The sequence below is a fragment of the Micromonospora sp. NPDC048905 genome, assembly GCF_040649655.1.
Classification (GTDB): Bacteria; Actinomycetota; Actinomycetes; order Mycobacteriales; family Micromonosporaceae; genus Micromonospora.
Genome location: NZ_JBEZFV010000001.1, coordinates 633,522 through 655,253 on the forward strand (window position 1 = coordinate 633,522; position 21,732 = coordinate 655,253).

Below are 21,732 nucleotides of genomic sequence, written 5' to 3' on the forward strand. Positions count from 1 at the left end.
TCCACGGCCCGACCCGCTGCCCCGGTACGTTGGGCAGTCATGGCCACCACCGCCGACATCCGCTCCGAACTCGCCAGCCTCGCCGACCCGCACCGAGCGGAGGCGTCGCGCCGGTTCCTCCAGATGACCCCGGGCGGGTACGGCGAGGGTGACCGCACGATCGGCGTCTCCGTGCCGCAACAGCGTGAGGTGGCCTCCCGCTACTGGCGCGACCTTCCCCTGTCCGAGACGGCGGACCTGCTGGCCAGCGGCGTGCACGAGGAGAGGCTGACGTCGTTGTTCATCCTGGTGCGCAAGTTCGCCAAGGGCGACGACCAGGAGCGGGGCCGGATCTTCGACCTCGTCCTGACCAACACCGACCGCATCAACAACTGGGACCTGGTGGACTCGTCCGCGCCGTACATCGTCGGGCCCTGGCTGCTCGACAGGGACCGGAGCGTCCTGGACCGGCTGGCCGCGTCGGGCCTGGTGTGGGACCGCCGGATCGCGATCATGGCAACGTTCGCCTTCATCAAGGCCGGCGACTTCCAGTGGACCTTCCGGATCGGTGATCAGCTCCTGCACGACCCGCACGACCTCGTGCAGAAGGCGGTGGGTTGGATGCTGCGCGAGGTGGGCAACCGTGACCGGGCGGCGGAGGAACAGTTCCTCACCGGGCGCTACCGGGGCATGCCACGGGTCATGCTGCGGTACGCGATCGAGAAGTTCGAGCCGCCGCGACGTCGGATGTACCTGACCGGTGCGGCCTAGCAAAGCCAGCGCAACGACGCGTCAGCGGTGCGTCGGACCGAGAATGTCGTCCCGGCTGTCGATCCGGAGCCCCGCTGGCTCGTCGTCAGAGTAGGGGCCACCACCGATGGGGCCAGCACACGATGGGACACGAGACATGGCCAAGTACATGATCCTGATCTACGGTGACGCGCAGCAGTGGGACGCGATGACCGACGAGCAGTGGAAGGCGCACGACGCCGCCCACATAGCGTTCGTGGCCGAGGCCGGCGCGCGGGTCCTCGGCGGGCACCAGCTGGAACCGGCGCCCACCGCCACCTCGCTGCGCGCGGACGCGGTCGGCCAGCTCGACACGACCGACGGTCCGTTCCTGGAGACCAAGGAGGCCCTCGGCGGCTACTACCTGCTGGAGGCGGCCGACCTGGACGAGGTGCTGTCGCTGGCGGCGCTGCTACCCGAGGTGCGCGCGGCACACAGCGGTGTGGAGATCCGTCCGGTGGTCGACCACGGATGAACGACACGGTCGTCGCGGCGGTCGCGCAGGCGCACCGCCGCGACTGGGCCCAGGTGTTCAGCACCACCGCCCAACTGACCCGCGACCTCGATCTCGCCGAGGAGTGCACCCAGGACGCGTTCGCCCAGGCCCTGGAGACCTGGGCCGAGAGTGGCATTCCCGACCGGCCGGGCGCGTGGCTCACCACCATCGCTCGCAACCGTGCCCGGGACGTCCTGCGCCGCGAGTCGGTGTTCCGTCGCAAGATGCCACTGCTCGTCGCGGACGAGACGACGCCGGGCCCCGAGGATGGTCTGGTCGACGACCGACTGCGCCTCATCTTCACCTGCGTCCACCCCGCGCTGTCCCGGCAGGCGCAGGTCGCGCTGACCCTGCGCCTGGTGTGCGGGCTGTCCACCCCCGAGGTGGCCCGCGCGTTCCTGGTGCCGCCGACCACCATGGCCGCCCGGATCACCCGGGCGAAGAGGAAGATCGCCACGGCCCGCATCCCGTACCGGGTGCCGGGCCCGGACCAACTCGGCGAGCGGGTCAGCGCCGTCCTCGAGGTCGTCCATCTCATCTTCACCACCGGCCACACCGCACCGGTGGGCGCACACCTGGTGCGCCAGGACCTGGTGGACTGCGCGATCGGTCTGGCTCGCATGCTGCACCTGCTCATGCCGACCGACGCCGAGATCAGCGCCCTGCTGGCACTGCTGCTGCTCACCGCGGCACGCCAGGACACCCGCGTGTCCGTCGACGGGCGGCTGGTGCTGTTGTCCGAGCAGGACCGCACACGCTGGAACTGGCAGCTCATCGACGAGGGAAGGTCGTTGTTGACCGACGCGCTGCGCCGAAGGCCACCGACCCGGTACGCCCTGGAGGCCGCGATAGCTGCCGTGCACGCCGACGCGCCAACCTGGCCCGACACCGACTGGAACCAGATCGTCGGGCTCTACGACACCCTGCTCCGGCTGTGGCCCTCGCCCGTCGTCGGCCTCAATCGCGCCGTCGCGATCGGGCTGCGCGACGGCCCCGAGGCCGGACTCGACGCGCTCACGCCGATGCTCGCCGATCCGGCCCTGTCCACCTACGGATATCTGAGCGCCTCGCGCGCCGACTTCCTGCGTCAGCTGCGGCGGTGGCCCCAAGCCGTGACGGCCTACGAAGAGGCGCTGACCCTTACCGACAACGACGTGGAGCGCGCCTTCCTCACCGAACGGCTGACGGACGTCAGGCGGCATCTGCCCGGGTCAGCGCCTCCGGCGCCGTAGCCGGCCTCAGGCATCCTGGTTCCTCGGCACCGTCGCGCCCCGGTTGGCCATGGCGGCTGTCGCCGCCGCCCCCAGCAGCAGGGCCGGAAGGACGAACCAGAGACCGATGCCGAGGCCCAGCAGGAGCGCCCACACCAGCATGACCAGCGCCCCGACCGTCGTGGTCGTGGCGACAGCACGGTGGGCCAGGTCCGCGATGAGGGGACAGACGGCCGCAACCACAGGTACGCCCAGCAGATAGCCGGCGGCAGCGCCGCTGTCGTCGATGGTGAACGGCGCCAGCGCAATGACGATCCAGGCCGTGGCGGCGAGGGCGAGGAGTCTCAGTAGCAGACCGACGGCACCGGATGCCGGAGCCCGCCCCCGTAGGCGCACGAACGCAGCGGCAGCAATGAAGAGCGCGACAACGCCGCCGGCGATGGTAGCCACGTTCACTTCGCTTCCTCCGTCCTCAGGACGTCAGCGAGCCTCGCCTCGTACACGTGGACCGGCCACTTCTTCCGCAACGGGTCGGCGAGCTGGCGCAGGTGTTCGTCCTGCACGGTACGCGGTCAGCACCGATTTCACACTGCCGGCGGCCGCAATCACATCGATGAGATGCTATCTTTTGGCGCGGGAGTGCAGGGCACGCTCCCGATCACCCTGAGTCGATCGACAACGGCACGCCGAGGGCGACGCCCTCCGGCCGCCCTTGCCAGTCGGTGACCAGTCCGGGCCGCTCCGCCAATGCAGGCGACCGCGCGGTTGCCGGCCAATCTCGGTCCGGCTGCATGCCCCAGCTTCCAAGGAGCCGCATTCCGGCACCGGGGAGCGCCACCGCCATCCGTCACCATCGCACCGCCCCGTCCGCCCGACGAGCCGCCCTCCGGCCCGGTGTTCGCCGGACGCGGTCGGCGGTCTCCGAGGCCGGTACCCCCACCACCACCGCACGACCAGTGGCAAGGAGTCACGCAATGACACGACATCGACAACTCTTCTCGCTCATCGCGGGCGCGGCGGTCCTGATCGCGGCGACCGCCGGCGGCGTGTTGAACGGCGGCCTGGGTGGAGCGGCGGTGGCCGCGACGAACGGCACGCTCGCGGCCACCGCCGGCTGCGGCAAGGCCCCCACGCTCGCCAACGGGACACGCACCATTCAGAGCAGCGGACAGAGCCGCACCTACATCCTGCGGATCCCGGACGGTTACGACCGGAACAACCCGTACCGGCTGGTGTTCGGCTTCCACTGGCTGAACGGCTCGGCCAGCAACGTCGCCTCAGCCGGCTACTACGGGCTCGCGCCGCTGTCGAACAACACCACGATCTTCGTCGCACCCCAGGGCATCAACGCCGGGTGGGCCAACACCAACGGCCGCGACCTGACCCTCTTCGACGACATCTCCCGGCAGATCGAGAACGACCTCTGCGTCGACACGACCCAGCGTTTCGCCCTGGGCTGGAGCTACGGCGGGGCGATGAGCTACGCCGTGGCCTGCACCCGACCCACCGTCATCCGCGCGGTCGCCGTCCTCTCCGGCGCCAATCTCAGTGGGTGTAGCGGTGGCACCCAGGCCGTTCCCTACTTCGGGATCCACGGCATCTACGACAGCGTGCTGAACATCTCCCAGGGCCGGTCTTTGCGGGACACCTTCGTGCGGAACAACGGCTGCACCGCGCAGAGCCCGCGCGAACCAGCTCGGGGCAGTCTCACCCACATCACCACCACCTACGCGGGCTGCCGAGCGGGGTATCCCGTGCAGTGGGCCGCGTTCGACGGGGACCACACCCCCAGCCCGGTCGACGGATCGTCCAGCCCGAACGACAGCAGGACCTGGACGTCGGGCGAGATCTGGAGATTCTTCAGTCAGTTCCAGTCCACCACCCCGCCCACGACCGCACCGCCGACCACGCCCCCACCGACCACGCCTCCGCCGACCACGCCCCCGCCGACGACCCCGCCCCCGACCGGGCAGCCGGGCGACTGTGCCGCCACCTACCGCCTGATCAACAGCTGGCCGGGCGGCTTCCAGGGTGAGGTCACCGTCGCCAACACCGCCGCCGCCACGGTCAACGGCTGGACCGTCGGCCTGACCCTGGCCAGCGGCCAGGCCATCAGCAGCCTCTGGGGCGGCACCAACACGGGCACCACCGGCACCGTCACCGTCCGCAACGCCGCCTACAACGGCACGTTGGCCCCGAACGCGTCGACCACCTTCGGGTTCACCGCCACCGGCAACGGCGCCGCCCCGCCCGGGACCATCACCTGCACCAGCCCCTGAGCGCAGGGCGACACCGGAGGCCCGGAGCCACTGGCTCCGGGCCTCCGGCCGCCGGCGACAGACCCACCTCGGCGACCATCGACGTGCCGGCAGCAACGGCTGACCGCCAGGTTGGCGCCCGCCGGACAGGTCTGCCGTGGACTCGGCGACCGGGGCGGTCACGGTCGTCTCCGCGGCGTGCACCGGAGCCGCGTACCTGGTCCCGGTGTTCCGCGTCTACGCCGGTGACGCGCTGGTCAGCGCGGCGACCCGGTCCGCGCCGCGGCCCGGAGGATGCCGTCGAGGCCCTCCTCGAACAGCAGGTCGTCGTTCCATCGGGTGTCGTCGAGGTGACCGGAGGCGTCGAGGGTCGGGTACTCGTCGGCCCTCGCGGCGATGTGGTCCCGGGCCGCGGCCCGGGCCTGCGGGTCCCCGGTCTGGTGCCACGTCGCTTCGGTGAGCGCGGCGCCGATCACGTAGTTGGCCAGCATCCGCGTGGCCACCGCGAGCTGAAGGTCGCGACAGCCGCCGCGCATCAGCGCCGCCTGCAGGAATTCGGTGCGGGCGAGGACGTTGGGCCCGAGCATCGGACGTCCGACCAGATTCGGTGCCCAGGAATGGCGCAGCATGGCGGAGCGCCATGCTCGGACGAGGAGGCGGGCGTCCTCCAGCCAGTTGTCGCTCACGTCCGGGATGGGCACGTCACCGAAGATCCGGTCAACGGCCAGGTCCAGGACGTCATCCTTCGTCTTCACGTGCCAGTACAGGGCGGTCGCCGTCACGTCGAGCTGCTGGGCGAGGCAGCGCATGGTCAGACCCTCGACGCCACGCTCGTCCAGCAGGGTCACCGCCGCGTCCACGATGCGCCCGAGGGTCAGGGGTGCCTTCCGTCGCGTACGGGACGGCTCCGCGCGTAGCCATACCGGCGCGGACGTGCGGCTGTCTCGTCGCCCGGCCGGGAGGGTCGGCGGTACGCCCGGCTCTGCGCTGGTCATGGCACCACTCTAGTCCCTTGGGAAAGCAACTTAACGTCGGTAAGCTAACTGAACACAGAACAGCGGCCGCCACGTCGGCAAGGAGGTTGGCGAATGCCTCTACTGCGGGTCCACCTGGACAGCGACCGGATCACCGCCCGTCGCGTTCTCCAGTTGCACCGGGACGGCAGGACGCACCACGAGTCGCGGGAAGCAGCCCGGGAGGAGGCGTGGCGCCAGGGTCGCACCCCGGCCGGTGACCCGATTTTCGTCGGCATCACCAACGGGCGCCGCCACGTGCAACTGCTCTACGACGTGGAGGTCTACTCCGACACGGCCGGTTGAGCGGCGGCCCCCCGCGCGGAGGGAGCTCACTCCCCTGCGCCGGGGAGGAGGGCTCGTCCCTCGCCGCCGATCATCAACTCATGGCTGCCGACGTGTGGCGGCTGATTGCCGAGACGGACGGTCCGCGTCTCGACCCTCGCCCGGCGAGCAGGCACAACACCGTCCATAGAGGAGCGACATGTCCGACCGTACCGTTGGCCCGCAGCGACCCGCAGCCGCCGACCGGGTGAGACCGTGGGCGTTGGCGTGCGGCCTCTTCCTCGTCGGCGAGGTGGCGCTGCGCCTGTACTGGATCGCCGGCGGCCGGTGGGCGTACACCGCCTGCGACCGGACCGATCTGGTCGATCCGGCCGGGGGATGCGGTGCCGACCGCGTCCAGACGCTGCCGTTCGGGGCGGGCTGGGGAGCGCTGGCGGTCGGCGTCGTCCTCGCGCTGGTGGTCGTGGGCGCGGTCCGCTTTCCCGGCCGCGCCGCGACCACGGCCGGCTGGCTCGCGGCGGCACTGCTATTGGTCACCTCGTTCCCACTGCACCTGCTCTTCGAGGTCCCGGCGGCGTTGACGGGGCGCCCCTCGGACTGGCGTGACCTCGGCGCCCGGCTCGCGCTGCTGGCCGGTGGCATCGTGTTCGCCGGGCTGGCGAACGCGTCCGGTCCCCGCCGGGGACCGGTGACTCCCGACTACCGGCCGGTGCCCCGTTGGACGCGCCGCTGGGCGTACGTGGCGGTCGCGCTGCCGGTGGTCGGCTGGGCCGTGCCACACGGGCTCTGGGTGCTCGGGGTTCCGTTCGGCATCTCCGCACGGAAACTGAACGACATCCACAACGACCTCTCGACGTCGACGGGAGTGGCGATCACCGTCGTCCCACCGCTCGCCGGCCTGCTCGTTCTCGGGCTGGTGCAGCGGTGGGGGCAGCAGTTTCCGCGCTGGGTGCCGGGGTTGGGTGGTCGACCGGTTCCCCGACTGCTGGCGCTGATCCCGGCCGGGACCGTGGCGCTCACGCTCGTCACCTACGGCGTGCTGAGCAGCGCGGTGTTCGTCAGCCGACTCTTCTCCGGCGAAATGCCGTGGTCGGAGGTGTGGGACGGTTGGGCGGTGACCGCCACGCTGCTGGTGTTCCTCGGCTGGGGAGTGGCGCTCGGCGTCACGACCGCCGGCTACGCCCTCAGCACCCGGTCGCGTCCGGAGCCGTTGGCAGACGCCGGCACCGCCTCGGGAGCCCTCGGCCGAGCATGACAGGCACCGGGCGGGATGCGACCATCGGTCAATGGACGACGAGCGGCCGCACGTTCTGGAGCCCGACGGGACCCCGCCGGCGACCCACAATCCTCCACCACCGGTGCTGAGCGAAGGGGCCTTCGTCTCGCGGTTCCGGGCGGTCACGGCGGCGTCCAACGGCCACAGCGGCCACCTGCCGGGCGGCATGGTCGACTGTTGGCGGGCGTGGGTGGACGCCTGCCTGGCCGGATACGACGACTCGCTCGAGGAGTACACCGCCGACCTGGGACTCCGGGCGGTGCTGGAGGCGGTGCTCAACCACCCGGAGCTGCAGGAGTATCCCGAGATGGGCTGGGTCCGGGAGCAGGTGGCCGAGTCCGACCGGCGCTTCCGGGCGATGCTGCGGGACGACCCGATCCCCCAGCTCGCCGGCTGGCCGTGGTGGGAGAGCCACCCGCCCCGGTACGCCGGCCCGGAACTGGCTGCGGACTTCCAGGCCAGCTACGGCGTCCACGTGGACGTGCGCGAGACCTGACCCTTCCGTCGCCCTGGCCGGCGGTGTCAGCGGTGCTCCAGGCCCCGCAGGATCAGCAGGCGGGTGGATCCCATGCCGACGTGGTCGACCTCGCCGGAGATGTCAGCGACCGCACGAACGATGGGCTCGACGTCCACCCCGCGTCCGCGCGCCTGTGCACACAGCTCCCAGATCCCGACGAGTTCGTCGCGGGGGTCCTCCGACTGGTCCCGAGCCGAGATGTGGACCAGCCGTCGGCGAAACTCGGCGGCGGCGGATGGCCACCGACCCGTGAGGCCGACCCCCCAGCTGAAGGCCCCGTGTGCCCGGAAGATCTGGCGGACCTCGCCCCTGACCCCCTCGTCACCGGACTCGTAGGCGTCCAGCAGAGCCGTCAGGGCCGCGGACGCCTCAGCCACCACCCCGGCCTCCTCCACCGGCGGCAGCCGGGCGGACAGCTTCGCCGGCCAGTCCGGATCGGTCAGGTCGACCGGACGCTGAGCGATGTCCCGAAGCAGGATGTCGATGACGGCGACGTCTTCCCGAATCGCGGCGAGATTCATGCCGGCAATTGTCCTCCCGACGGCACGGCCCGGCGCCCCGCTCTCGCGTGGGTGTACTCGAACGTCACCAGCCCATACATTGACACTTATCGTTATCGCAGTGATAGTAACTGCATACAGCTCCCATCGGATCGACCGCGGGGACCGTGGTCGGGTGGCCGACGCGCCCACCTCGATCTGACCCGCGGCCGGCGCTGACCACCGTGGTCGACGGCAGGCACAGCCGCCACGCCGCCACACCGGGAGCGCGATCGACGCATCCGCTGGAGGGGTCAATGAGGAAGAGATCGAAGATCTGCGTGGGACTGGCGGCCGCCGTCGTCCCGATCACCTCCGTGATCATGGCGCTCGGCGCGACACCGGCTGATGCCGCGGTCGGCGGTTCCGGTCCCTATCCCGCCGACTACGAGACCTCGGCCACCCTGGCCAACCACACCATCTTCCGGCCGCAGACACTTCCGTCCGAACGCCTTCCGATCGTCGTCTGGGGCAACGGCGGCTGCTCAGCCAACGGTCTCTCCCAGGGCAACTTCCTCCGCGAGATCGCCTCCCACGGCTTCCTCGCCATCGCCAACGGGGCGCCGAACGGATCCGGCTCGACCACCTCCCAGCAGCTCACCCAGTCCATCGACTGGGCCATCGCGGAGAACTCCCGGCAGGGCAGCAAGTACTACAACAGGATCGACACGACGAAGGTCGCCGTCGCCGGCTTCTCCTGCGGAGGCCTGGAGGCCTACGCCGTCTCCAACGACCCGCGCGTCACCACGACCGGCATCTTCAGCAGCGGTCTGTTGAACGATGCCGACGACTACCAACTCCGGAGACTGACCAAGCCGATCGCCTACTTCGTCGGCGGGCCCAGCGACATCGCGTATCCGAACGCCATCGACGACTGGGGCAAGCTGCCCGCCGGCCTGCCCGCCTTCATGGGCAACCTGAACGTCGGGCACGGCGGCACGTACGACCAGCCCAACGGCGGCGAGTTCGGCCGGGTGGCGGTGCTCTACCTCAAGTGGCGGCTGAAGGGCGACACCACCGCCGGCGCCACCTTCGTTGGCCCCGACTGCGGTCTGTGCCGCAGCCAGTGGAGCGTCCAGCAGAAGAACCTGACCCTCGACGGCGGCACGCCGCCCACCACACCGCCCCCGACAACGCCACCGCCCACCACGCCACCACCGACGACTCCACCACCCGGCGGCACGCCCACGTGCACAGCGGTCTATGCCGTTCAGGACCAGTGGAACGGTGGATTCGTCGCCAACGTCACCGTCACCGCGGGCACCACCGCTCTCACCGCCTGGCGAGTCTCCCTCACCCTGCCGAGCGGGGCTTCGATCACCTCGGTGTGGAACGGCGTCGCCAGCGGCAGCAGCGGCACGATCACCGTCGCGAACCAGAGCTACAACGGGCGAGTGGCCGCGGGTCAGACCACCAGTTTCGGCTTCCAGGGCACCGGAAACGGCACGGGCACCTCGGCCACCTGCACCGGCAGCTGAAGCCCCACCGGATCGACCGGGCCGCCTGGCGGGCCGCTGCCACAGCGGCCCGCCGAGGGCCTCCCTGGCCGTGGTCTGGTCCGGCGCCTCCCGAGGCATCCGACGGCCAGGTGACCCGAACGTCACAGTGCAGCGCTAGCGCAATTCCGCGATCCTGGCCCGGGTCTGGGCCGGCGCCTCGGGGTGCCCGCGCTCGACGTCGGCCCGGACGTCAGCCACGGTCCTGCCGGCCAACTCCCGCCGCCAGGCCAGCTCGGCACCCCGCATGGCCTGGGCGAACGCGCAGGACTGCCGATAGTCGACACCCGCATGCTCCCCCGGCCCCTTGCGCAGGATCTGGTCGCACTGGAACAGCTCCTCCGGGCCCTCGATCGCGGCGACGATGTCCAGCAGGGAGACCGCCTCGGGTGCGCGGGCCAGCTGGAAGCCCCCGCGCGGCCCCGAGGTCGACGCCAGGATTCCGGCCCGGACCAGGGCCTGAAGCAACTTGTTCAGGTACGCCGGCGGCAGCTCGTAGAACGCCGCGAGGGCGCCCGTTGGCACCGGCGTGTCCAGCCAGCTCAGGTTGAGACACGTGTGGAGGGCCCGCTCGACACCCTGACTCATCCGCATAATCCTGGACTCTACCTGTCCAGAATTTGGGAGGAATGTCATTCTCCCTCGCCAGGAATAATTCTGGACATCTAATGTCTAGGAATCAACGATGATCGAGGGAGTCGACAATGACACTGGTACGCGCGGCCCAGGCCGAGGTCCTCGACAGTGACCCAGCCAGCGTGATCACCCTGCTGCTCGACCCGGAGCACACCGACGGCGCCCTGACCAGCAACCGCACGCTGCTCAAGCACGGCACCGCTGGCGCGCCACCACACCTGCACACCCACTCCGGCGAGCTGTTCTTCGTGCTCGACGGCGCCCTGGAGATGCTCGTCGGCGATCAACTGCACACCCTGCACACTGGAGACACGCTCTTCGTACCGCCGAACACCCCGCATGCCTTCGCCCCCGCCGACGGGCGGGACGCCGACTTTCTCGTGGTGATCACCCCCGGCAAGCCCCGGTTCGACTACTACCGACTCCTCGACAGGGTGCACCGGGGCGAAGCCACCTGGCAGGACGTCGGCGAGACCCAGGATCACTACGACAACCACTACGTGGAAAGCCCGTTGTGGGCAGGCCGACGCGGCTGACCACGAGGCGTGAACCGGAGGCGGCGGTTCAATGACACCTGTTCGGCGGTGGACGTTCGCACGGCACGACGGGACAAGAGCCAGCATGGCGTGGCCAACGATCTGACCACGCCATGCTGGTTCACCCGAACCGAGGGTCAGCAGCCGATCCGGCTGGACCCGACCGCGACGTCGTCGTACCAGAGGGTGTCGGCCCCGCCGCCGTAGCTCTCCCAACCCAGCTTGAGGTCGGTGAGCTGCGGCCGCCAGGTGCGGTTGTACCACTGGCCGTCGATGTCGTGCGTTGGTACGCCGTCCGCGGTGAGGCCGGCGATCGCGGTGCCGTCCAGCCAGGTACGGAGCTGACCGGCCGAGCCGTCCACCATGAACTCCAGGCACGCCCACCGGTTGGTGGGTAGCGCAACGCTCTGCGCCACCCCCGCCGGGCTCTGCTCGGGCAGGGTCGCGTCGTCGGAGGCGCGGTTCCACTGCAGGGCACCGTTCTGGCCGCCGATCCGCAGGTCCTTGTTGCCGTCGGCGGCGTCGGTCATCGCCATCATCGTGGTGTGTTCGGTGGGCTGAGCGGTGGTGTGCCGTACCCAGATTCGGCCGTACCGGACACTGCCCAGGCTGCCGAGATTCTTGGTGGATCTGATGAAGACGTGGTTGCAGTAGCCAGCCGCGCCGCTGATCCGGACCGCCCGGTTGCCGCTGTGGGTGGTGGCCGTGTCGATGGCGGCCGTGCCGGCGCCGGAACAGTCCGGGTTCACCACGGTCCAGTCGCCGGACGGCGTCGAGCCGGTCTGGTTCTCGAAGCCGTCGCAGAGCAGCGCCCCGGCACACCCGGTCGGCGGCGGGGTGGTGGGCGGCGGCGTCGTGGGCGGCGCACTGGTGGGCGGCGGCGTCGTGGGCGGCGCACTGGTGGGCGGCGGCGTGGTCGGCGGCGCACTGGTGGGCGGCGGCGTCGTCGGCACCGTCGTGGTGGGCACGCCGGTCGGAGTCGGGCCGGTGCCGTTGCACGGCACGCCGTTCAGGCTGAACCCGGTCGGCGCGCCGCCGCTGGAGCCGTACGTGCCCTGCACGCCGAACTCGGTGGTCCCGGCGGCCGGGATGCTGCCGTTGTACGACATGTTGCGGGCGGTCACCGTCGCGCCGGACTGGCTGACCGTGGCGTTCCAGCCGTTCGTGATGCGTTCGTCCCCGGCGTACGTCCAGGTGACGGTCCAACTGGAGACGGCGGTGTCGCCGGGGAACACCTTCACGTTGGCGGTGAATCCGCCGGGCCACTGGTTGGGCGTGTAGTCGACCCGGCAGCCCTGGGCGGCTGCGGCCGGGCTGGTGAGCAGGGCCGTTCCGGTCGCGGTCACGGCCGCCAGTGCGGCGACGACCGCCAGGGTCGGACCGGGGCGGGCGCGGAGAATCGTCATGAGTGGTCCTTCTGCCATCGAGCTGGTGGGTGGCGGCGTGGCGACGCGCGTCCTGGACGGAGGCGGCACGCCAGTGCGCCCTGGGTGCGGCGCGGCGACGCGCCACAACGGCTGGTCGGTGCGTACGACCGCGGTGCCCGGCTCGGGATGGACCTGTCAGTCGCCGACGGCCCGGTCACCCGGACCTCGGCGGCGCCCACCGTCAATCTATTGACGTCAGGCGATGTAATCAAGCCGGCGTCACGACGGGGAACGACCGACCGACCGGAGCACGGCGATGCGAGGACCCGAGACCGGCTCTACCGGTGCGCTCCGCCTGTCCCGTGCGCGCGGCGAGCCGTACTGAACCGCCGTTGGTAGGCGGCGGGACTGATCGACAGCTTCCTGGCGAAGACCCGTCGCATGCTCTCGTAGCTGGGGAACCCGGCAAGGGTCGCGGCCTGCGTCGCGGTGTGGCCCTGGTCGAGCAGCGCCCGGGCCAGGTCGAATCGGATGTTCTCCACGTAGCGAGCCGGCGTCGCGGACAGTTCGTCGTGGAAGAGCCGGGTGAGCTGCCGGGTGCTCACGTTGAGGTGTCTCGCGAGTTGACCGAGCGAGTGGTCGCCGCGGGGGTCGGCCGTCACCACGTCGATGATTCGCCGCAGGGCTGGCGAGCGGGGCGGCGGCCCCTGCAACGGGGCGGAGAACTGGGACTGACCGCCGGCCCGCTGCATGTACACCACCAGGGCGCGGGCGACCTCACGCGTCAGGTCGGGTCCGTGGTCCTCTTCGACGAGAGCGAGCGCCAGATCGATGCCGGCCGTCACTCCCGCCGAGGTGTACGTGGTGCCGTCGCGTACGTAGATCGCGTCGGGCTCGACCCGGCAGGTCGGACACCGGGCGGCGAGCTCGTGCGCGACCTGCCAGTGCGTGGTCGCGCGCTTGCCGTCGAGGACGCCGGCGGCGGCGAGAACGAACGCTCCGGTGCAGATCGACGCGACCCGGCCAGCCGCGGCCGCCGGTATCCGGACGACGTCGGCCAGGTCGGCGGGGACGGGGGTCCGCGGATAGTGATCGGAGCCGGCCACCAGCAGGGTGTCGAAGGCCGGCCCCGGGGAGACGGCGCCGTCGACCGCCATCCGGATCCCGAGACTTGACGTGACGTCCGCGCCGGTCGGCGACAGCAGCACGATCCGGTAGTCGGCCCCGAACCGGTTCGCCTCCTTGAACACCTCCGCCGGGCCGGCGACGTCCAGCAATGTCACTCCGTCGTAGACGAGGATCGCGACGGAATGGGAGCCTCCGTTGTTCACCACCGCGGTCTGCTCGGCCCGGACGCGTGGGATGGGCGGCCAGGCCCGGACGGTCGCGACCGCCACTGGGCCGGCGAATCGGAGGAATGGACACCATTCATTGGTAGCACGCCGCTGTGTGACCGGCCGCACCTCTGCGATCTCAGCCTGTCCGGAAATGAGGGATTCGTGGCCGGAGGAAGGCGGCGGCGTACGAAGATTGGGAGGCAGCATGGTGTCGCAAGCAGCTACCGACACTTTCCCGAAAGGTCAGGGGCCATGCCAGAGGTCATCGCGGGGTTGGCGATTCCGGACACCACAGCCGTCGCGGAGGCGACGAGGCACATCCAGAAAACGACCACGCCTCTCCTCTACCACCACTCCCGCAGGGTCTACCTTTTCGGCCTTGTTCACGCGCACCGGCTTGGCGCGGAACCGGACCCGGAATTGCTCTATCTGGCGGCGATGTTCCACGATTCCGGCCTACTGACCCCCTTTTCCGACGTCGAGCAGCGCTTCGAGATCGATGGCGCCGACCACGCCCGCAAGTTCCTCCTGGACCGGGGTTTCTCGACGGGCGCCGCCGAGACCGTCTGGACGGCGATCGCGCTGCACACCACTCCGGGTGTTCCGGACCGGATGGGTCCGGAGATCGCGACCACCTACCTCGGTGTCCTGACCGACGTCCTCGGCCTCGGCCTGGACGGGCTGGACCGCGATCAGCTGGACGAAATCCTCGCCGCCCATCCGCGGGGTGACTTCAAGGACGAGTTTCTACGAGCCCACGTCGACGGGCTGAAGAACCGGCCCGACACCACGAACGGCACCGTGAACTCGGACATCCTCGAACACTTCGTTCCCGGCTTTCAGCGGGTGACGACGGTCGAGCGCATCGTCGGATCGCCCTGGCCGAGCTGACCCGCGGACCGCCACGGCCACGGCCACGGCCACCGACGAACTCTCCTGGAAAGGATCCGAGCATGCGAGCGATCACCGTACGCGACCGTAGCGCGGGTGTCAGCGGGCTCACCCTCACCGACATGCCCTACCCGCACGCCGCGGAGAACGACGTCATCGTGCGTGTGCACGCCGCCGGCTTCACGCCCGGGGAGCTCGACTGGCCCGCAACATGGACCGATCGCGCCGGCCGCGACCGAACCCCCACCATCCCGGGGCACGAGCTGTCCGGGGTCGTGGTCGACCTCGGCTACGGAACCACCGGCCTCACCGTGGGCCAGCGGGTGTTCGGACTGACCGACTGGGCCCGCGACGGATCCCTGGCCGAATACACCGCGGTGGAGGCGCGCAACCTTGCCCCGCTCCCGGCCGGGATCGACCACACCGTGGCCGCCGCGCTGCCCATCTCCGGACTGACCGCGTGGCAGGCACTCTTCGACCACGCTCATCTCACGACCGGCCAGACTGTCCTCATCCACGGCGCCGCGGGTGGCGTCGGCTCGATCGCCGTCCAACTCGCCCGGGAGGTAGGCGCCCACGTCATCGGGACCGGCCGAGCCGACGACCGGGCCGTCGCGCTCGCCCTCGGCGCGCAGACCTTCGTGGATCTGACCGCCGACGAGTTGCGGCACGTCGGCGAGGTGGACGTGGTGCTCGACGTCATCGGCGGCGACATCCTCGAACGATCGACCGAACTGGTACGCCCCGGCGGCACCCTCGTCACGATCGCCGCGCCGCCCACCGTTCAGCCGAGGAACGGGCGAGCCATCTTCTTCGTCGTCGAACCCGATCGCGTCCGGTTGACCGACCTCGCTCAGCGCCTCCGGGACGGGCGGATCAAACCCCTCGTCGGCGCGGTGCGCCCGCTTCCCGAAACGGCCGCCGCGTTCGCTCCCACCCACCGCACACCCGGCAAGACGATCATCCAGCTGGTGGACGGGCAAGAGGCGTCGCGGTCGTGACCCGTCCGCGACTGAGCCGGGCCGCACGCCGCTGAGGACATCGGGGACGCGGGATCGGTCATGCCACAACGGACCGCACAGATACCCGGAAGGTGATTCGCCGCCACCTAGGCTGTGGTGAACACACCGACCCCTGAGGAGTGCGCCCTGATGCCCTCGACGACGATCCTGCTGGACCGCCTGCTCGCGGCCGGGATGGAGGTCGTCACGGTGGAGCCGGTGACCGGTGGGGTGGCGGCGGTCGCGGGCATAGCCACCCGCCGGGACGCGCCGCCGGTGTTCGTCAAGGCCTTCGCCGACACACCCGCCGACGGGGTCTTCCGGACGGAGGCCGAAGGGCTGGCCGCGCTGCGCGACCTCGGCGGCGTACCGACACCGGAGGTGCTCCGGGCGGACCGTGGACTGCTCGTGTTGTCGGTGTTGCACCCGAGGCCGCGCAGCGAGGTCTTCTGGGAGCGGCTCGCGCACCTGCTCGCCGACATGCACCTGACGACGACCCATCCCCGTTTCGGGTGGCACCACGACAACTGGCTGGGCCGCCGCCGCCAGGTCAACACGTGGCAGGACGACGGCCACACGTTCTTCGCGGAGCACCGGCTGCTCCGGTGGCTCGGGGAGCCCCGGGTGGAGGCGGCTCTCGACGCCGAAGACCGAGCGGCCCTGGAACGGCTCTGTCACCGACTGCCCGACTTTTTGCCGGACCGACCCGCGTGCCTGACGCACGGCGACCTGTGGACCCAGAACATCCTGGCCACCGCGGACGGGCGGCCCGCGCTGATCGACCCGGCGGTGTCCTACCTGTGGGCCGAGGTCGACCTCGCTCACGTGTGGTCCACCTCTCCCCCGCCCGAGGCGCGACGGTTCTTCGAGGTCTACGCGGACCGGACCGCGCTCGACGACGGCTGGCGGGACCGGATGCCGATCGTCCAGCTACGACAACACCTCGCCGTACTGGCGCAGTTCGACGACGACTGGGGCGCGGCCGACCAGATCCGGGCCGTGCTCGCCCCGTTCCGGACGCGATCCTGACCTGAGGCATCCATGCCGTTGGTGTCCGTCGGGAGCGCACCGGCCCGATGGCCAGCCGGACTCAGTCGCGGACAACGGACCTGAGATCGACGGGAATCGCCGTTCGAGCGGACGGGCGGCGGGACAGGAGGTACCCGGTCAGTGCGGCGGCCAGGCCGGCGAGCCCGGCCGCCGCGAACCCGCCCGCCGGCACGGAGAGGTCGATCGCCGCGCCGACGAGCGGGGAGCCGAGGGCGAAACCGGCGCTCTGCGCCGACGATTGCAGACCCGTCACCTCGCCCCGCACACCGGGTGGCGCGAGTCGGCTCACCGCGTCGGCCACCGTGGAGAGGGTCGGCGCGGTGAGGAGCCCGCTGGCGACGACGGCCACGCACAGCCAGCGCCAGTCATGGGCGAGCCCGACGGGAATCGTCACGAGCCCGAGCAGGCCGAGCAGCAGCCACGTGGGCAGCGGCCAGGTCAGCGTGCCGTAGATCAGTCCGCCGACGACGGACGAGACGCCGAACACCACGACGACCACCGCGGCCCAGGGCACCTGACCGACTTCCCGCAGCGTGGCGACGATGGCGAGGTCGACGCCGCTGAGCAGCGTCGTGGCGCCGAACGCCATCGTCAGCGCGGCGATCATCGGGGCGCGCAGCCACTGCCGACGCGAGGGTCGCACCCCGGCTGCGGCGTCCGCCTCGCTCTCGGCGTGCATCGGTGGGTCGAGCAGGGCGATGCCGACGCCGCCGGCCAGGATCGCGGCACCGACCCCCCACGCCACCACGTCGGGGGACGTCGTGGCCGCGCCCAGGATCACCACCGCCGGCCCCACGATGTACGACAGCTCGCCCTGCACCGATTCCAGCGCGAACGCGGGTCGGCGCTGCTCCGGCGTCGTCATCGCGGCTATCGCCTGCCTGCTCACCGCCTGCGCCGGCACCATCAGCAGGCCCGCGACCAGACTGGCCACCAGCAGGAACTCGTACGGCAGGACCGGCACGCCCAGCCAGAACACGACCTGCGCGGTAACCGTCACCAGCAGGATGAGGCGCAGGCCCCGCGAGTCGACAACGCGGCCGAGCAGCGGCCCGCCGAGCGCCACTCCGGCGGTCAACGCCGCGGCCACGCCACCCGCCGCCGCGTAGCTCAGCTCCAGGTCCAGGACGACAAAGAGCGTCAGTGCCATCACATCAGCAGTTATCGCGGTGCGGGCGAGCAGCGAGACACCCAGCAGCGGTGCCATTCCTGGCACGGCGAGCACCTGCCGGTAGCCGGTCACCCGATCGACGCTAATTCGCTCCAGACGTCATCAGAAGACGTCAGTTTGTTGCGGCCGGCATAATGAATCCTTATGGCCAGGGTTCTTGAGACGGCTCTGCTGCGGTCGTTCGTCGCCGCCGTGCGGGAGGGCAGCATCAGCCGTGCCGCGACCGCGATCGGGCACACCCAGCCCGGTCTCAGCCAGCAGTTGCGCAGGCTCGAGGGCGTCGTCGGCCGTCCGCTGCTGCACCGGTCGTCGACTGGCGTCTCACCGACCCGGGCGGGGGAGGAACTCCTGCCCTACGCCGAACGCATCCTCGCACTCTCCGCACAGGCCCTCGCCGAAACCGGACGTACGCTCACCGGTCACTGCGGCGTCGGGTTACTCGAGGACCTCGCCGCGTCCCAGCTCCCGCAGGCACTCGCCGACCTCGCCCGGCTGCACCCCGGCGCGACGCTGGAGGTGCTCAGCTGTTCCAACTCCGCCATGCGGGAGGCCTACGACGCCGGCCGGGTCCACCTCGTCCTCGACGCGTTGCCGGACATCCCCGGGCCGCCGCGCTGGACGGTGCGATCCCCGCTGGTCTGGGCGACCGGGCAGGGTGTGGACGTGGCCGCCGATCCGCTGCCGGTGGTGTTGTTCTCCAACCCCTGCTCCTGGCGTACGTCCGTGCTCGACACGCTGGAGCGCGCCGATCGGCGCTGGCGGGTCGCGTTCGAGAGCAACAGCCTGGTCGGAGTGCTCGCCGCGGTGCGGGCCGGGCTCGGCGTCGCGGCGCTCATGCCGGCGAACCTCGAACCGGTCATGATCTGCCGGGACAGCGATACCCTGCCCGTCCTGCCGGACGTCGAGTTCGGCCTCGCACGGCACCCACGGACCGAGGGTGATCCGCTGATCGACGCCGTGGAGACCGCGCTCCGTCGCATCGTCTGAGCACCCGCCCGCGTCGTCGGGCCGGCGGGTCACCCACCCCCTGAGCTGACGACCGCCATCATGATCAACATGCGCCGCCGCCGCTGACTCAGCAGCGCGAAACAGGCGGTGAGCACCACCAGTTCCGCCTCGGCCCACTCGCCGGTGACGTCGACGCGGATCGGCCCACCCGATCGGCGAGAAAGACGCACCGCGACGCGGTGCCCGTCGCGTACCAGCTCACCGCCGCCACGACCGGGCGACCAGCGCGCCACCCCGCCGGGCCCCGGCACGTGTGACCGACTCGGGTCGAGCCGCACCGCCACGCCGTGCTCGCCCCGGGCGATGAACCCGATGCGTCGGGGGCCGGTCGGTTCGACCGTCCAGAGGCCGGTGCCGGTGCGGATCTCACCGCACCGCCAGGTCCAGCCGGTACGCAGCGAGGCGCGCGGCCCGGAGTCGAGGACGAAGGCCCCATCCTGCTTGCGTACGGTCAGCGCGGTCATCGGTCCAGCCCCTTCGGGCGCGGCCGGGACAGGCCGAGGATGACAACGACGCCGACGCTCAGGTGCAGCAGCGCGAGGGTCGCCATCGCTCCCCCGCCGACGCCACTCGGCGGCCCGACCACGAGCGACAACAACAGGACCGCGACCGCGACCGAGGTCCACCAGACCCGGGGTCGGGTGGTCCGGCGTTCCAGTACCGCGAGCAGCGCCCAACCGGCCAGCGCCGCGACCGCGGCGGCCACGACGACCGCGGCCACGGTGATCTGCCGGGTCGAACTGCCAGATCTGACCGTCAGGTCGACGCCCGCCACCGAGTGCAGGAGCGCGAACTCGGCCGCCGCCACCAGGATCGCGCCGGCCACCACCGTGGCTCGTCGCGGAAACACATTGTTCGTCATGCTCCGAGTGTGTGGAGCGGGGTCGGTTGGAAACGTCGGTCCGGACGCCGCGGCGGGTACGTCCGCTGGCGCTTGGGCGTACTACTAAAGGAGGTGGTCCGCCCCGTCGCGAGCCCAGTAGCCTGCGCGAATGGATGCGGCGACGTGCGAGGTAGCGCAGCCGAGGACGTGGCGTTTCGTCCCGGTGGGTGTGACGACCGCGGCGATCGGCGTCCTCGTCGCGACCATGCTGTGGTCCGCCGTCCGTTCCAGCTCCGCCGCCCTGGTCGGCATCGACGTCGCGCTGGCGGTGGCCGCGCTGACCCTCGTCCCGGTGGTCGTCCGCCGCCCGGAGATCGGTGGCGTGCTGGCCGGCCTGCTTGTCGCGCTCTCTCCGGTGGCCACGCCGGTGGCCAGCTTCGCGGTGCTGTTCACGGCCCGCAACCGGCCGTTTCGGCAGGCAGCGGCGACAGCGGCGGTCGGCGTGGCGGGCGAGGCGGCGCAGGCGCTCTGGCGGCCGGTGCCCAGCCTGCCGTACGGCTGGCGGCTGCTGCTGATGGCGATCGCCTACGCGGCCCTGCTCGGCTGGGGCACCTGGGCGCAGGCCCGGCACGCCCTGCTGGCAGCGCTGCGGGATCGGGCCCGGCGGGCCGAGCAGGAGCAGGAACGACGGGTCGTCGAGGCGCGGGCGGCCGAGCGCAACCGGATCGCGCGGGAGATGCACGACGTGCTGGCCCACCGGCTGTCACTGCTGGCGGCGGCCGCCGGCGCGATGGAGTACCGGCCGGACGCCGCGCCCGAGCGGCTCAGCGCCGCCGCCGGGGTGATCCGGGCCAGCGCGCATCACGCCCTCGACGAGCTGCGCGAGGTCATCACGCTGCTGCGCAGCGACGACGCCGAGTCGCCGACCGACGCGCCACCCGGGCAGACCCTCGCCGACCTGCCGCGCCTGATCGACGAGGCTCGGGCCGCCGGGCAACAGATCGACGTCGACGACCCGCTCGGCCCGCCGGTCGAGATTCCCGCGGCGGTGGGCCGCACCGCGTACCGGATCGCCCAGGAGGCACTGACCAACGCCCGCAAGCACGCAGCCGGCCAACCGGTCCGGCTGGTGCTCGGCGGCGCGCCCGGCTCCGGTCTGCGCATCGCGGTGAGCAACCCGACCACGCCCGGCAGCGGTGCCACCGGCAGCGTCGGCACGGGCCTGATCGGACTCGCCGAACGGGCCGCGCTCACCGGTGGTCGCGTCGCACACCACGTCGACGCCGCGGGGCGGTTCCACCTCACCGCGTGGCTGCCATGGCCGACGTGACGGGTCCGATCCGGGTCGTCATCGTCGACGACGATCCCCTCGTCCGGGGAATGCTCACACTGATGCTCGACGGCGCCGACGGAATCGTCGTCGTGGGCGAGGCCGCCGACGGCGCCACGGCGATCACCGCCGTGGACAGGCATAAGCCCGACGTGGTGCTGATGGACATCAGGATGCCCGGCGTCAACGGCATCACCGCCACCGAGCGCCTGCGTCGCCGCCACCGGCCGCCCGAGATCATCGTGCTCACCACGTTCGACACCGACGAGCACGTGGTGCGCGCCCTCCGCGCCGGGGCCAGCGGCTTCCTGCTCAAGGACACCCCGCCGGAGCAGATCAGCCAGGCGGTCCGCGCGGTCGCCGCCGGCAACCCGATGCTGTCTCCGGGCGTGACGCGCCGCCTCATGCAGCGGGTCGCGTCCGGCGCCGCGTCCCAGGAGCGGGCGCGCGAGCGGTTGGCCCTGCTCACGCCCCGGGAACGGGACGTCGTGCTGGCCATCGCGCAGGGGCGCGCCAACGCCGAGATCGCCAGCGAACTACTGATGAGCGTGACGACGGTGAAGGCCCACGTCTCGCACATCCTGACCAAGCTGGATCTCGACAACCGTACCCAGATCGCCCTGCTCGCCCACGACGGCGGGCTCCTCTGACCGGTCCGCCGCGCTCGGACCCGGGGTGCGACCGGGGAATGGCGGGGCCATCCGCACCCCAACGGATCGGGGA

The 21,732-nt window shown here is 71.2% G+C and carries 24 protein-coding genes; 15 read left to right on the plus strand and 9 right to left on the minus strand.

What is annotated here, in order from left to right; all coding sequences use genetic code 11:
- Positions 1–39: 39 nt before the first annotated feature.
- From AB0C01_RS02780 to AB0C01_RS02790, 3 genes are all read left to right on the plus strand, one after another.
- Positions 40–750 (plus strand): DNA alkylation repair protein, encoded by a 711-nt coding sequence (locus AB0C01_RS02780; RefSeq protein WP_357254391.1) that lies wholly within the window; start codon positions 40–42, stop codon positions 748–750.
- Positions 751–886: 136 nt separating this feature from the next.
- Complete coding sequence (locus tag AB0C01_RS02785) at positions 887–1,243, plus strand: YciI family protein (protein WP_357570048.1); 357 nt, start codon at positions 887–889, stop codon at positions 1,241–1,243.
- Positions 1,240–2,496, plus strand: a complete 1,257-nt coding sequence (locus tag AB0C01_RS02790; protein ID WP_357570049.1) for a sigma-70 family RNA polymerase sigma factor — start codon at positions 1,240–1,242, stop codon at positions 2,494–2,496. Before AB0C01_RS02785 ends, AB0C01_RS02790 begins: the two co-directional genes overlap by 4 nt.
- A 6-nt stretch (positions 2,497–2,502) precedes the next feature.
- Here the strand turns inward: AB0C01_RS02790 and AB0C01_RS02795 are convergent, their stop codons facing one another.
- Complete coding sequence (locus AB0C01_RS02795; protein WP_357570050.1) at positions 2,503–2,931, minus strand: hypothetical protein; 429 nt, start codon at positions 2,929–2,931, stop codon at positions 2,503–2,505.
- A gap of 518 nt (positions 2,932–3,449) precedes the next feature.
- On the opposite strand from AB0C01_RS02795, the gene AB0C01_RS02800 reads away from it, so the two are divergent.
- Complete coding sequence (locus AB0C01_RS02800) at positions 3,450–4,754, plus strand: cellulose binding domain-containing protein (protein ID WP_357570051.1); 1,305 nt, start codon at positions 3,450–3,452, stop codon at positions 4,752–4,754.
- A 236-nt stretch (positions 4,755–4,990) separates the two neighbouring features.
- On the opposite strand, the gene AB0C01_RS02805 is transcribed toward AB0C01_RS02800, so the two are convergent.
- On the minus strand, positions 4,991–5,728 hold the full coding sequence (locus AB0C01_RS02805) for a TetR/AcrR family transcriptional regulator C-terminal domain-containing protein (protein WP_357570052.1): 738 nt from the start codon (positions 5,726–5,728) through the stop codon (positions 4,991–4,993).
- Between the two features lie 93 nt (positions 5,729–5,821).
- Here AB0C01_RS02805 and AB0C01_RS02810 point away from each other — a divergent pair, with 93 nt between their 5' ends.
- The 3 genes from AB0C01_RS02810 (at position 5,822) to AB0C01_RS02820 (ending at position 7,803) form a co-directional block, all read left to right on the plus strand.
- A complete protein-coding gene (locus AB0C01_RS02810) occupies positions 5,822–6,052 on the plus strand; it encodes a hypothetical protein (RefSeq protein ID WP_357254402.1) in 231 nt (76 codons plus the stop codon).
- Positions 6,053–6,230: 178 nt separating this feature from the next.
- Positions 6,231–7,286 carry a hypothetical protein gene (locus tag AB0C01_RS02815; RefSeq protein WP_357570053.1) on the plus strand — a complete coding sequence of 352 codons (1,056 nt, stop codon included), beginning with the start codon at positions 6,231–6,233 and terminating at the stop codon, positions 7,284–7,286.
- Positions 7,287–7,317: 31 nt separating this feature from the next.
- Positions 7,318–7,803, plus strand: coding sequence for a hypothetical protein (locus AB0C01_RS02820; RefSeq protein ID WP_357570054.1), 486 nt, complete (start codon positions 7,318–7,320; stop codon positions 7,801–7,803).
- Positions 7,804–7,829: 26 nt separating this feature from the next.
- Here the strand turns inward: AB0C01_RS02820 and AB0C01_RS02825 are convergent, their stop codons facing one another.
- Positions 7,830–8,345 (minus strand): hypothetical protein, encoded by a 516-nt coding sequence (locus tag AB0C01_RS02825; RefSeq protein WP_357570055.1) that lies wholly within the window; start codon positions 8,343–8,345, stop codon positions 7,830–7,832.
- Between the two features lie 275 nt (positions 8,346–8,620).
- On the opposite strand from AB0C01_RS02825, the gene AB0C01_RS02830 reads away from it, so the two are divergent.
- Positions 8,621–9,841, plus strand: coding sequence for a cellulose binding domain-containing protein (locus AB0C01_RS02830; protein ID WP_357570056.1), 1,221 nt, complete (start codon positions 8,621–8,623; stop codon positions 9,839–9,841).
- Positions 9,842–9,976: 135 nt separating this feature from the next.
- Here AB0C01_RS02830 and AB0C01_RS02835 read toward each other — a convergent pair whose 3' ends face one another.
- A complete protein-coding gene (locus tag AB0C01_RS02835) occupies positions 9,977–10,447 on the minus strand; it encodes an Rrf2 family transcriptional regulator (protein WP_357254411.1) in 471 nt (156 codons plus the stop codon).
- Positions 10,448–10,563: 116 nt separating this feature from the next.
- On the opposite strand from AB0C01_RS02835, the gene AB0C01_RS02840 reads away from it, so the two are divergent.
- Positions 10,564–11,031: a cupin domain-containing protein gene (locus tag AB0C01_RS02840; RefSeq protein ID WP_357254413.1), complete on the plus strand. Its 468-nt coding sequence runs from the start codon at positions 10,564–10,566 to the stop codon at positions 11,029–11,031.
- Positions 11,032–11,168: 137 nt separating this feature from the next.
- Here AB0C01_RS02840 and AB0C01_RS02845 read toward each other — a convergent pair whose 3' ends face one another.
- Together AB0C01_RS02845 and AB0C01_RS02850 are read right to left on the minus strand one after the other, a co-directional pair.
- On the minus strand, positions 11,169–12,437 hold the full coding sequence (locus AB0C01_RS02845) for a cellulose-binding domain-containing protein (protein WP_357570057.1): 1,269 nt from the start codon (positions 12,435–12,437) through the stop codon (positions 11,169–11,171).
- A gap of 299 nt (positions 12,438–12,736) precedes the next feature.
- Complete coding sequence (locus AB0C01_RS02850) at positions 12,737–13,732, minus strand: GlxA family transcriptional regulator (RefSeq protein WP_357254417.1); 996 nt, start codon at positions 13,730–13,732, stop codon at positions 12,737–12,739.
- A 276-nt stretch (positions 13,733–14,008) separates the two neighbouring features.
- Here AB0C01_RS02850 and AB0C01_RS02855 point away from each other — a divergent pair, with 276 nt between their 5' ends.
- From AB0C01_RS02855 to AB0C01_RS02865, 3 genes are all read left to right on the plus strand, one after another.
- On the plus strand, positions 14,009–14,626 hold the full coding sequence (locus AB0C01_RS02855) for an HD domain-containing protein (RefSeq protein ID WP_357570058.1): 618 nt from the start codon (positions 14,009–14,011) through the stop codon (positions 14,624–14,626).
- 62 nt (positions 14,627–14,688) lie between these two features.
- Positions 14,689–15,627, plus strand: a complete 939-nt coding sequence (locus AB0C01_RS02860) for an NADP-dependent oxidoreductase (protein ID WP_357570059.1) — start codon at positions 14,689–14,691, stop codon at positions 15,625–15,627.
- A 150-nt stretch (positions 15,628–15,777) separates the two neighbouring features.
- The gene (locus AB0C01_RS02865) at positions 15,778–16,656 is read left to right on the plus strand and encodes a fructosamine kinase family protein (protein ID WP_357570060.1); all 879 of its coding nucleotides are present in this window, start codon (positions 15,778–15,780) and stop codon (positions 16,654–16,656) included.
- A 61-nt stretch (positions 16,657–16,717) separates the two neighbouring features.
- Here the strand turns inward: AB0C01_RS02865 and AB0C01_RS02870 are convergent, their stop codons facing one another.
- Positions 16,718–17,920 (minus strand): MFS transporter, encoded by a 1,203-nt coding sequence (locus AB0C01_RS02870; protein ID WP_357570061.1) that lies wholly within the window; start codon positions 17,918–17,920, stop codon positions 16,718–16,720.
- Positions 17,921–17,992: 72 nt separating this feature from the next.
- On the opposite strand from AB0C01_RS02870, the gene AB0C01_RS02875 reads away from it, so the two are divergent.
- Positions 17,993–18,835 (plus strand): LysR family transcriptional regulator, encoded by an 843-nt coding sequence (locus tag AB0C01_RS02875; RefSeq protein ID WP_357254426.1) that lies wholly within the window; start codon positions 17,993–17,995, stop codon positions 18,833–18,835.
- Positions 18,836–18,864: 29 nt separating this feature from the next.
- Here AB0C01_RS02875 and AB0C01_RS02880 read toward each other — a convergent pair whose 3' ends face one another.
- On the minus strand, positions 18,865–19,320 hold the full coding sequence (locus tag AB0C01_RS02880; RefSeq protein ID WP_357570062.1) for a hypothetical protein: 456 nt from the start codon (positions 19,318–19,320) through the stop codon (positions 18,865–18,867).
- Positions 19,317–19,718, minus strand: a complete 402-nt coding sequence (locus AB0C01_RS02885) for a DUF6069 family protein (RefSeq protein WP_357570063.1) — start codon at positions 19,716–19,718, stop codon at positions 19,317–19,319. The genes AB0C01_RS02880 and AB0C01_RS02885 overlap by 4 nt, the downstream gene beginning before the upstream one ends.
- A gap of 130 nt (positions 19,719–19,848) precedes the next feature.
- Here AB0C01_RS02885 and AB0C01_RS02890 point away from each other — a divergent pair, with 130 nt between their 5' ends.
- Positions 19,849–21,009, plus strand: a complete 1,161-nt coding sequence (locus tag AB0C01_RS02890; protein WP_357570064.1) for a histidine kinase — start codon at positions 19,849–19,851, stop codon at positions 21,007–21,009.
- Positions 20,997–21,659: a response regulator transcription factor gene (locus tag AB0C01_RS02895; protein ID WP_357254434.1), complete on the plus strand. Its 663-nt coding sequence runs from the start codon at positions 20,997–20,999 to the stop codon at positions 21,657–21,659. Before AB0C01_RS02890 ends, AB0C01_RS02895 begins: the two co-directional genes overlap by 13 nt.
- Positions 21,660–21,732 lie beyond the last annotated feature (73 nt).

Bases quoted from the DNA above. Each gene is read 5' to 3' on its own strand.
- AB0C01_RS02780 (WP_357254391.1), top strand. From the start codon at position 40: ATGGCCACCACCGCCGACATCCGCTCCGAACTCGCCAGCCTCGCCGAC.
- AB0C01_RS02785 (WP_357570048.1), top strand. From the start codon at position 887: ATGGCCAAGTACATGATCCTGATCTACGGTGACGCGCAGCAGTGGGAC.
- AB0C01_RS02790 (WP_357570049.1), top strand. From the start codon at position 1,240: ATGAACGACACGGTCGTCGCGGCGGTCGCGCAGGCGCACCGCCGCGAC.
- AB0C01_RS02800 (WP_357570051.1), top strand. From the start codon at position 3,450: ATGACACGACATCGACAACTCTTCTCGCTCATCGCGGGCGCGGCGGTC.
- AB0C01_RS02805 (WP_357570052.1), bottom strand. From the start codon at position 5,728: ATGACCAGCGCAGAGCCGGGCGTACCGCCGACCCTCCCGGCCGGGCGA.
- AB0C01_RS02810 (WP_357254402.1), top strand. From the start codon at position 5,822: ATGCCTCTACTGCGGGTCCACCTGGACAGCGACCGGATCACCGCCCGT.
- AB0C01_RS02815 (WP_357570053.1), top strand. From the start codon at position 6,231: ATGTCCGACCGTACCGTTGGCCCGCAGCGACCCGCAGCCGCCGACCGG.
- AB0C01_RS02820 (WP_357570054.1), top strand. From the start codon at position 7,318: ATGGACGACGAGCGGCCGCACGTTCTGGAGCCCGACGGGACCCCGCCG.
- AB0C01_RS02825 (WP_357570055.1), bottom strand. From the start codon at position 8,345: ATGAATCTCGCCGCGATTCGGGAAGACGTCGCCGTCATCGACATCCTG.
- AB0C01_RS02830 (WP_357570056.1), top strand. From the start codon at position 8,621: ATGAGGAAGAGATCGAAGATCTGCGTGGGACTGGCGGCCGCCGTCGTC.
- AB0C01_RS02835 (WP_357254411.1), bottom strand. From the start codon at position 10,447: ATGAGTCAGGGTGTCGAGCGGGCCCTCCACACGTGTCTCAACCTGAGC.
- AB0C01_RS02840 (WP_357254413.1), top strand. From the start codon at position 10,564: ATGACACTGGTACGCGCGGCCCAGGCCGAGGTCCTCGACAGTGACCCA.
- AB0C01_RS02845 (WP_357570057.1), bottom strand. From the start codon at position 12,437: ATGACGATTCTCCGCGCCCGCCCCGGTCCGACCCTGGCGGTCGTCGCC.
- AB0C01_RS02860 (WP_357570059.1), top strand. From the start codon at position 14,689: ATGCGAGCGATCACCGTACGCGACCGTAGCGCGGGTGTCAGCGGGCTC.
- AB0C01_RS02865 (WP_357570060.1), top strand. From the start codon at position 15,778: ATGCCCTCGACGACGATCCTGCTGGACCGCCTGCTCGCGGCCGGGATG.
- AB0C01_RS02875 (WP_357254426.1), top strand. From the start codon at position 17,993: ATGGCCAGGGTTCTTGAGACGGCTCTGCTGCGGTCGTTCGTCGCCGCC.
- AB0C01_RS02880 (WP_357570062.1), bottom strand. From the start codon at position 19,320: ATGACCGCGCTGACCGTACGCAAGCAGGATGGGGCCTTCGTCCTCGAC.
- AB0C01_RS02885 (WP_357570063.1), bottom strand. From the start codon at position 19,718: ATGACGAACAATGTGTTTCCGCGACGAGCCACGGTGGTGGCCGGCGCG.
- AB0C01_RS02890 (WP_357570064.1), top strand. From the start codon at position 19,849: ATGGATGCGGCGACGTGCGAGGTAGCGCAGCCGAGGACGTGGCGTTTC.
- AB0C01_RS02895 (WP_357254434.1), top strand. From the start codon at position 20,997: ATGGCCGACGTGACGGGTCCGATCCGGGTCGTCATCGTCGACGACGAT.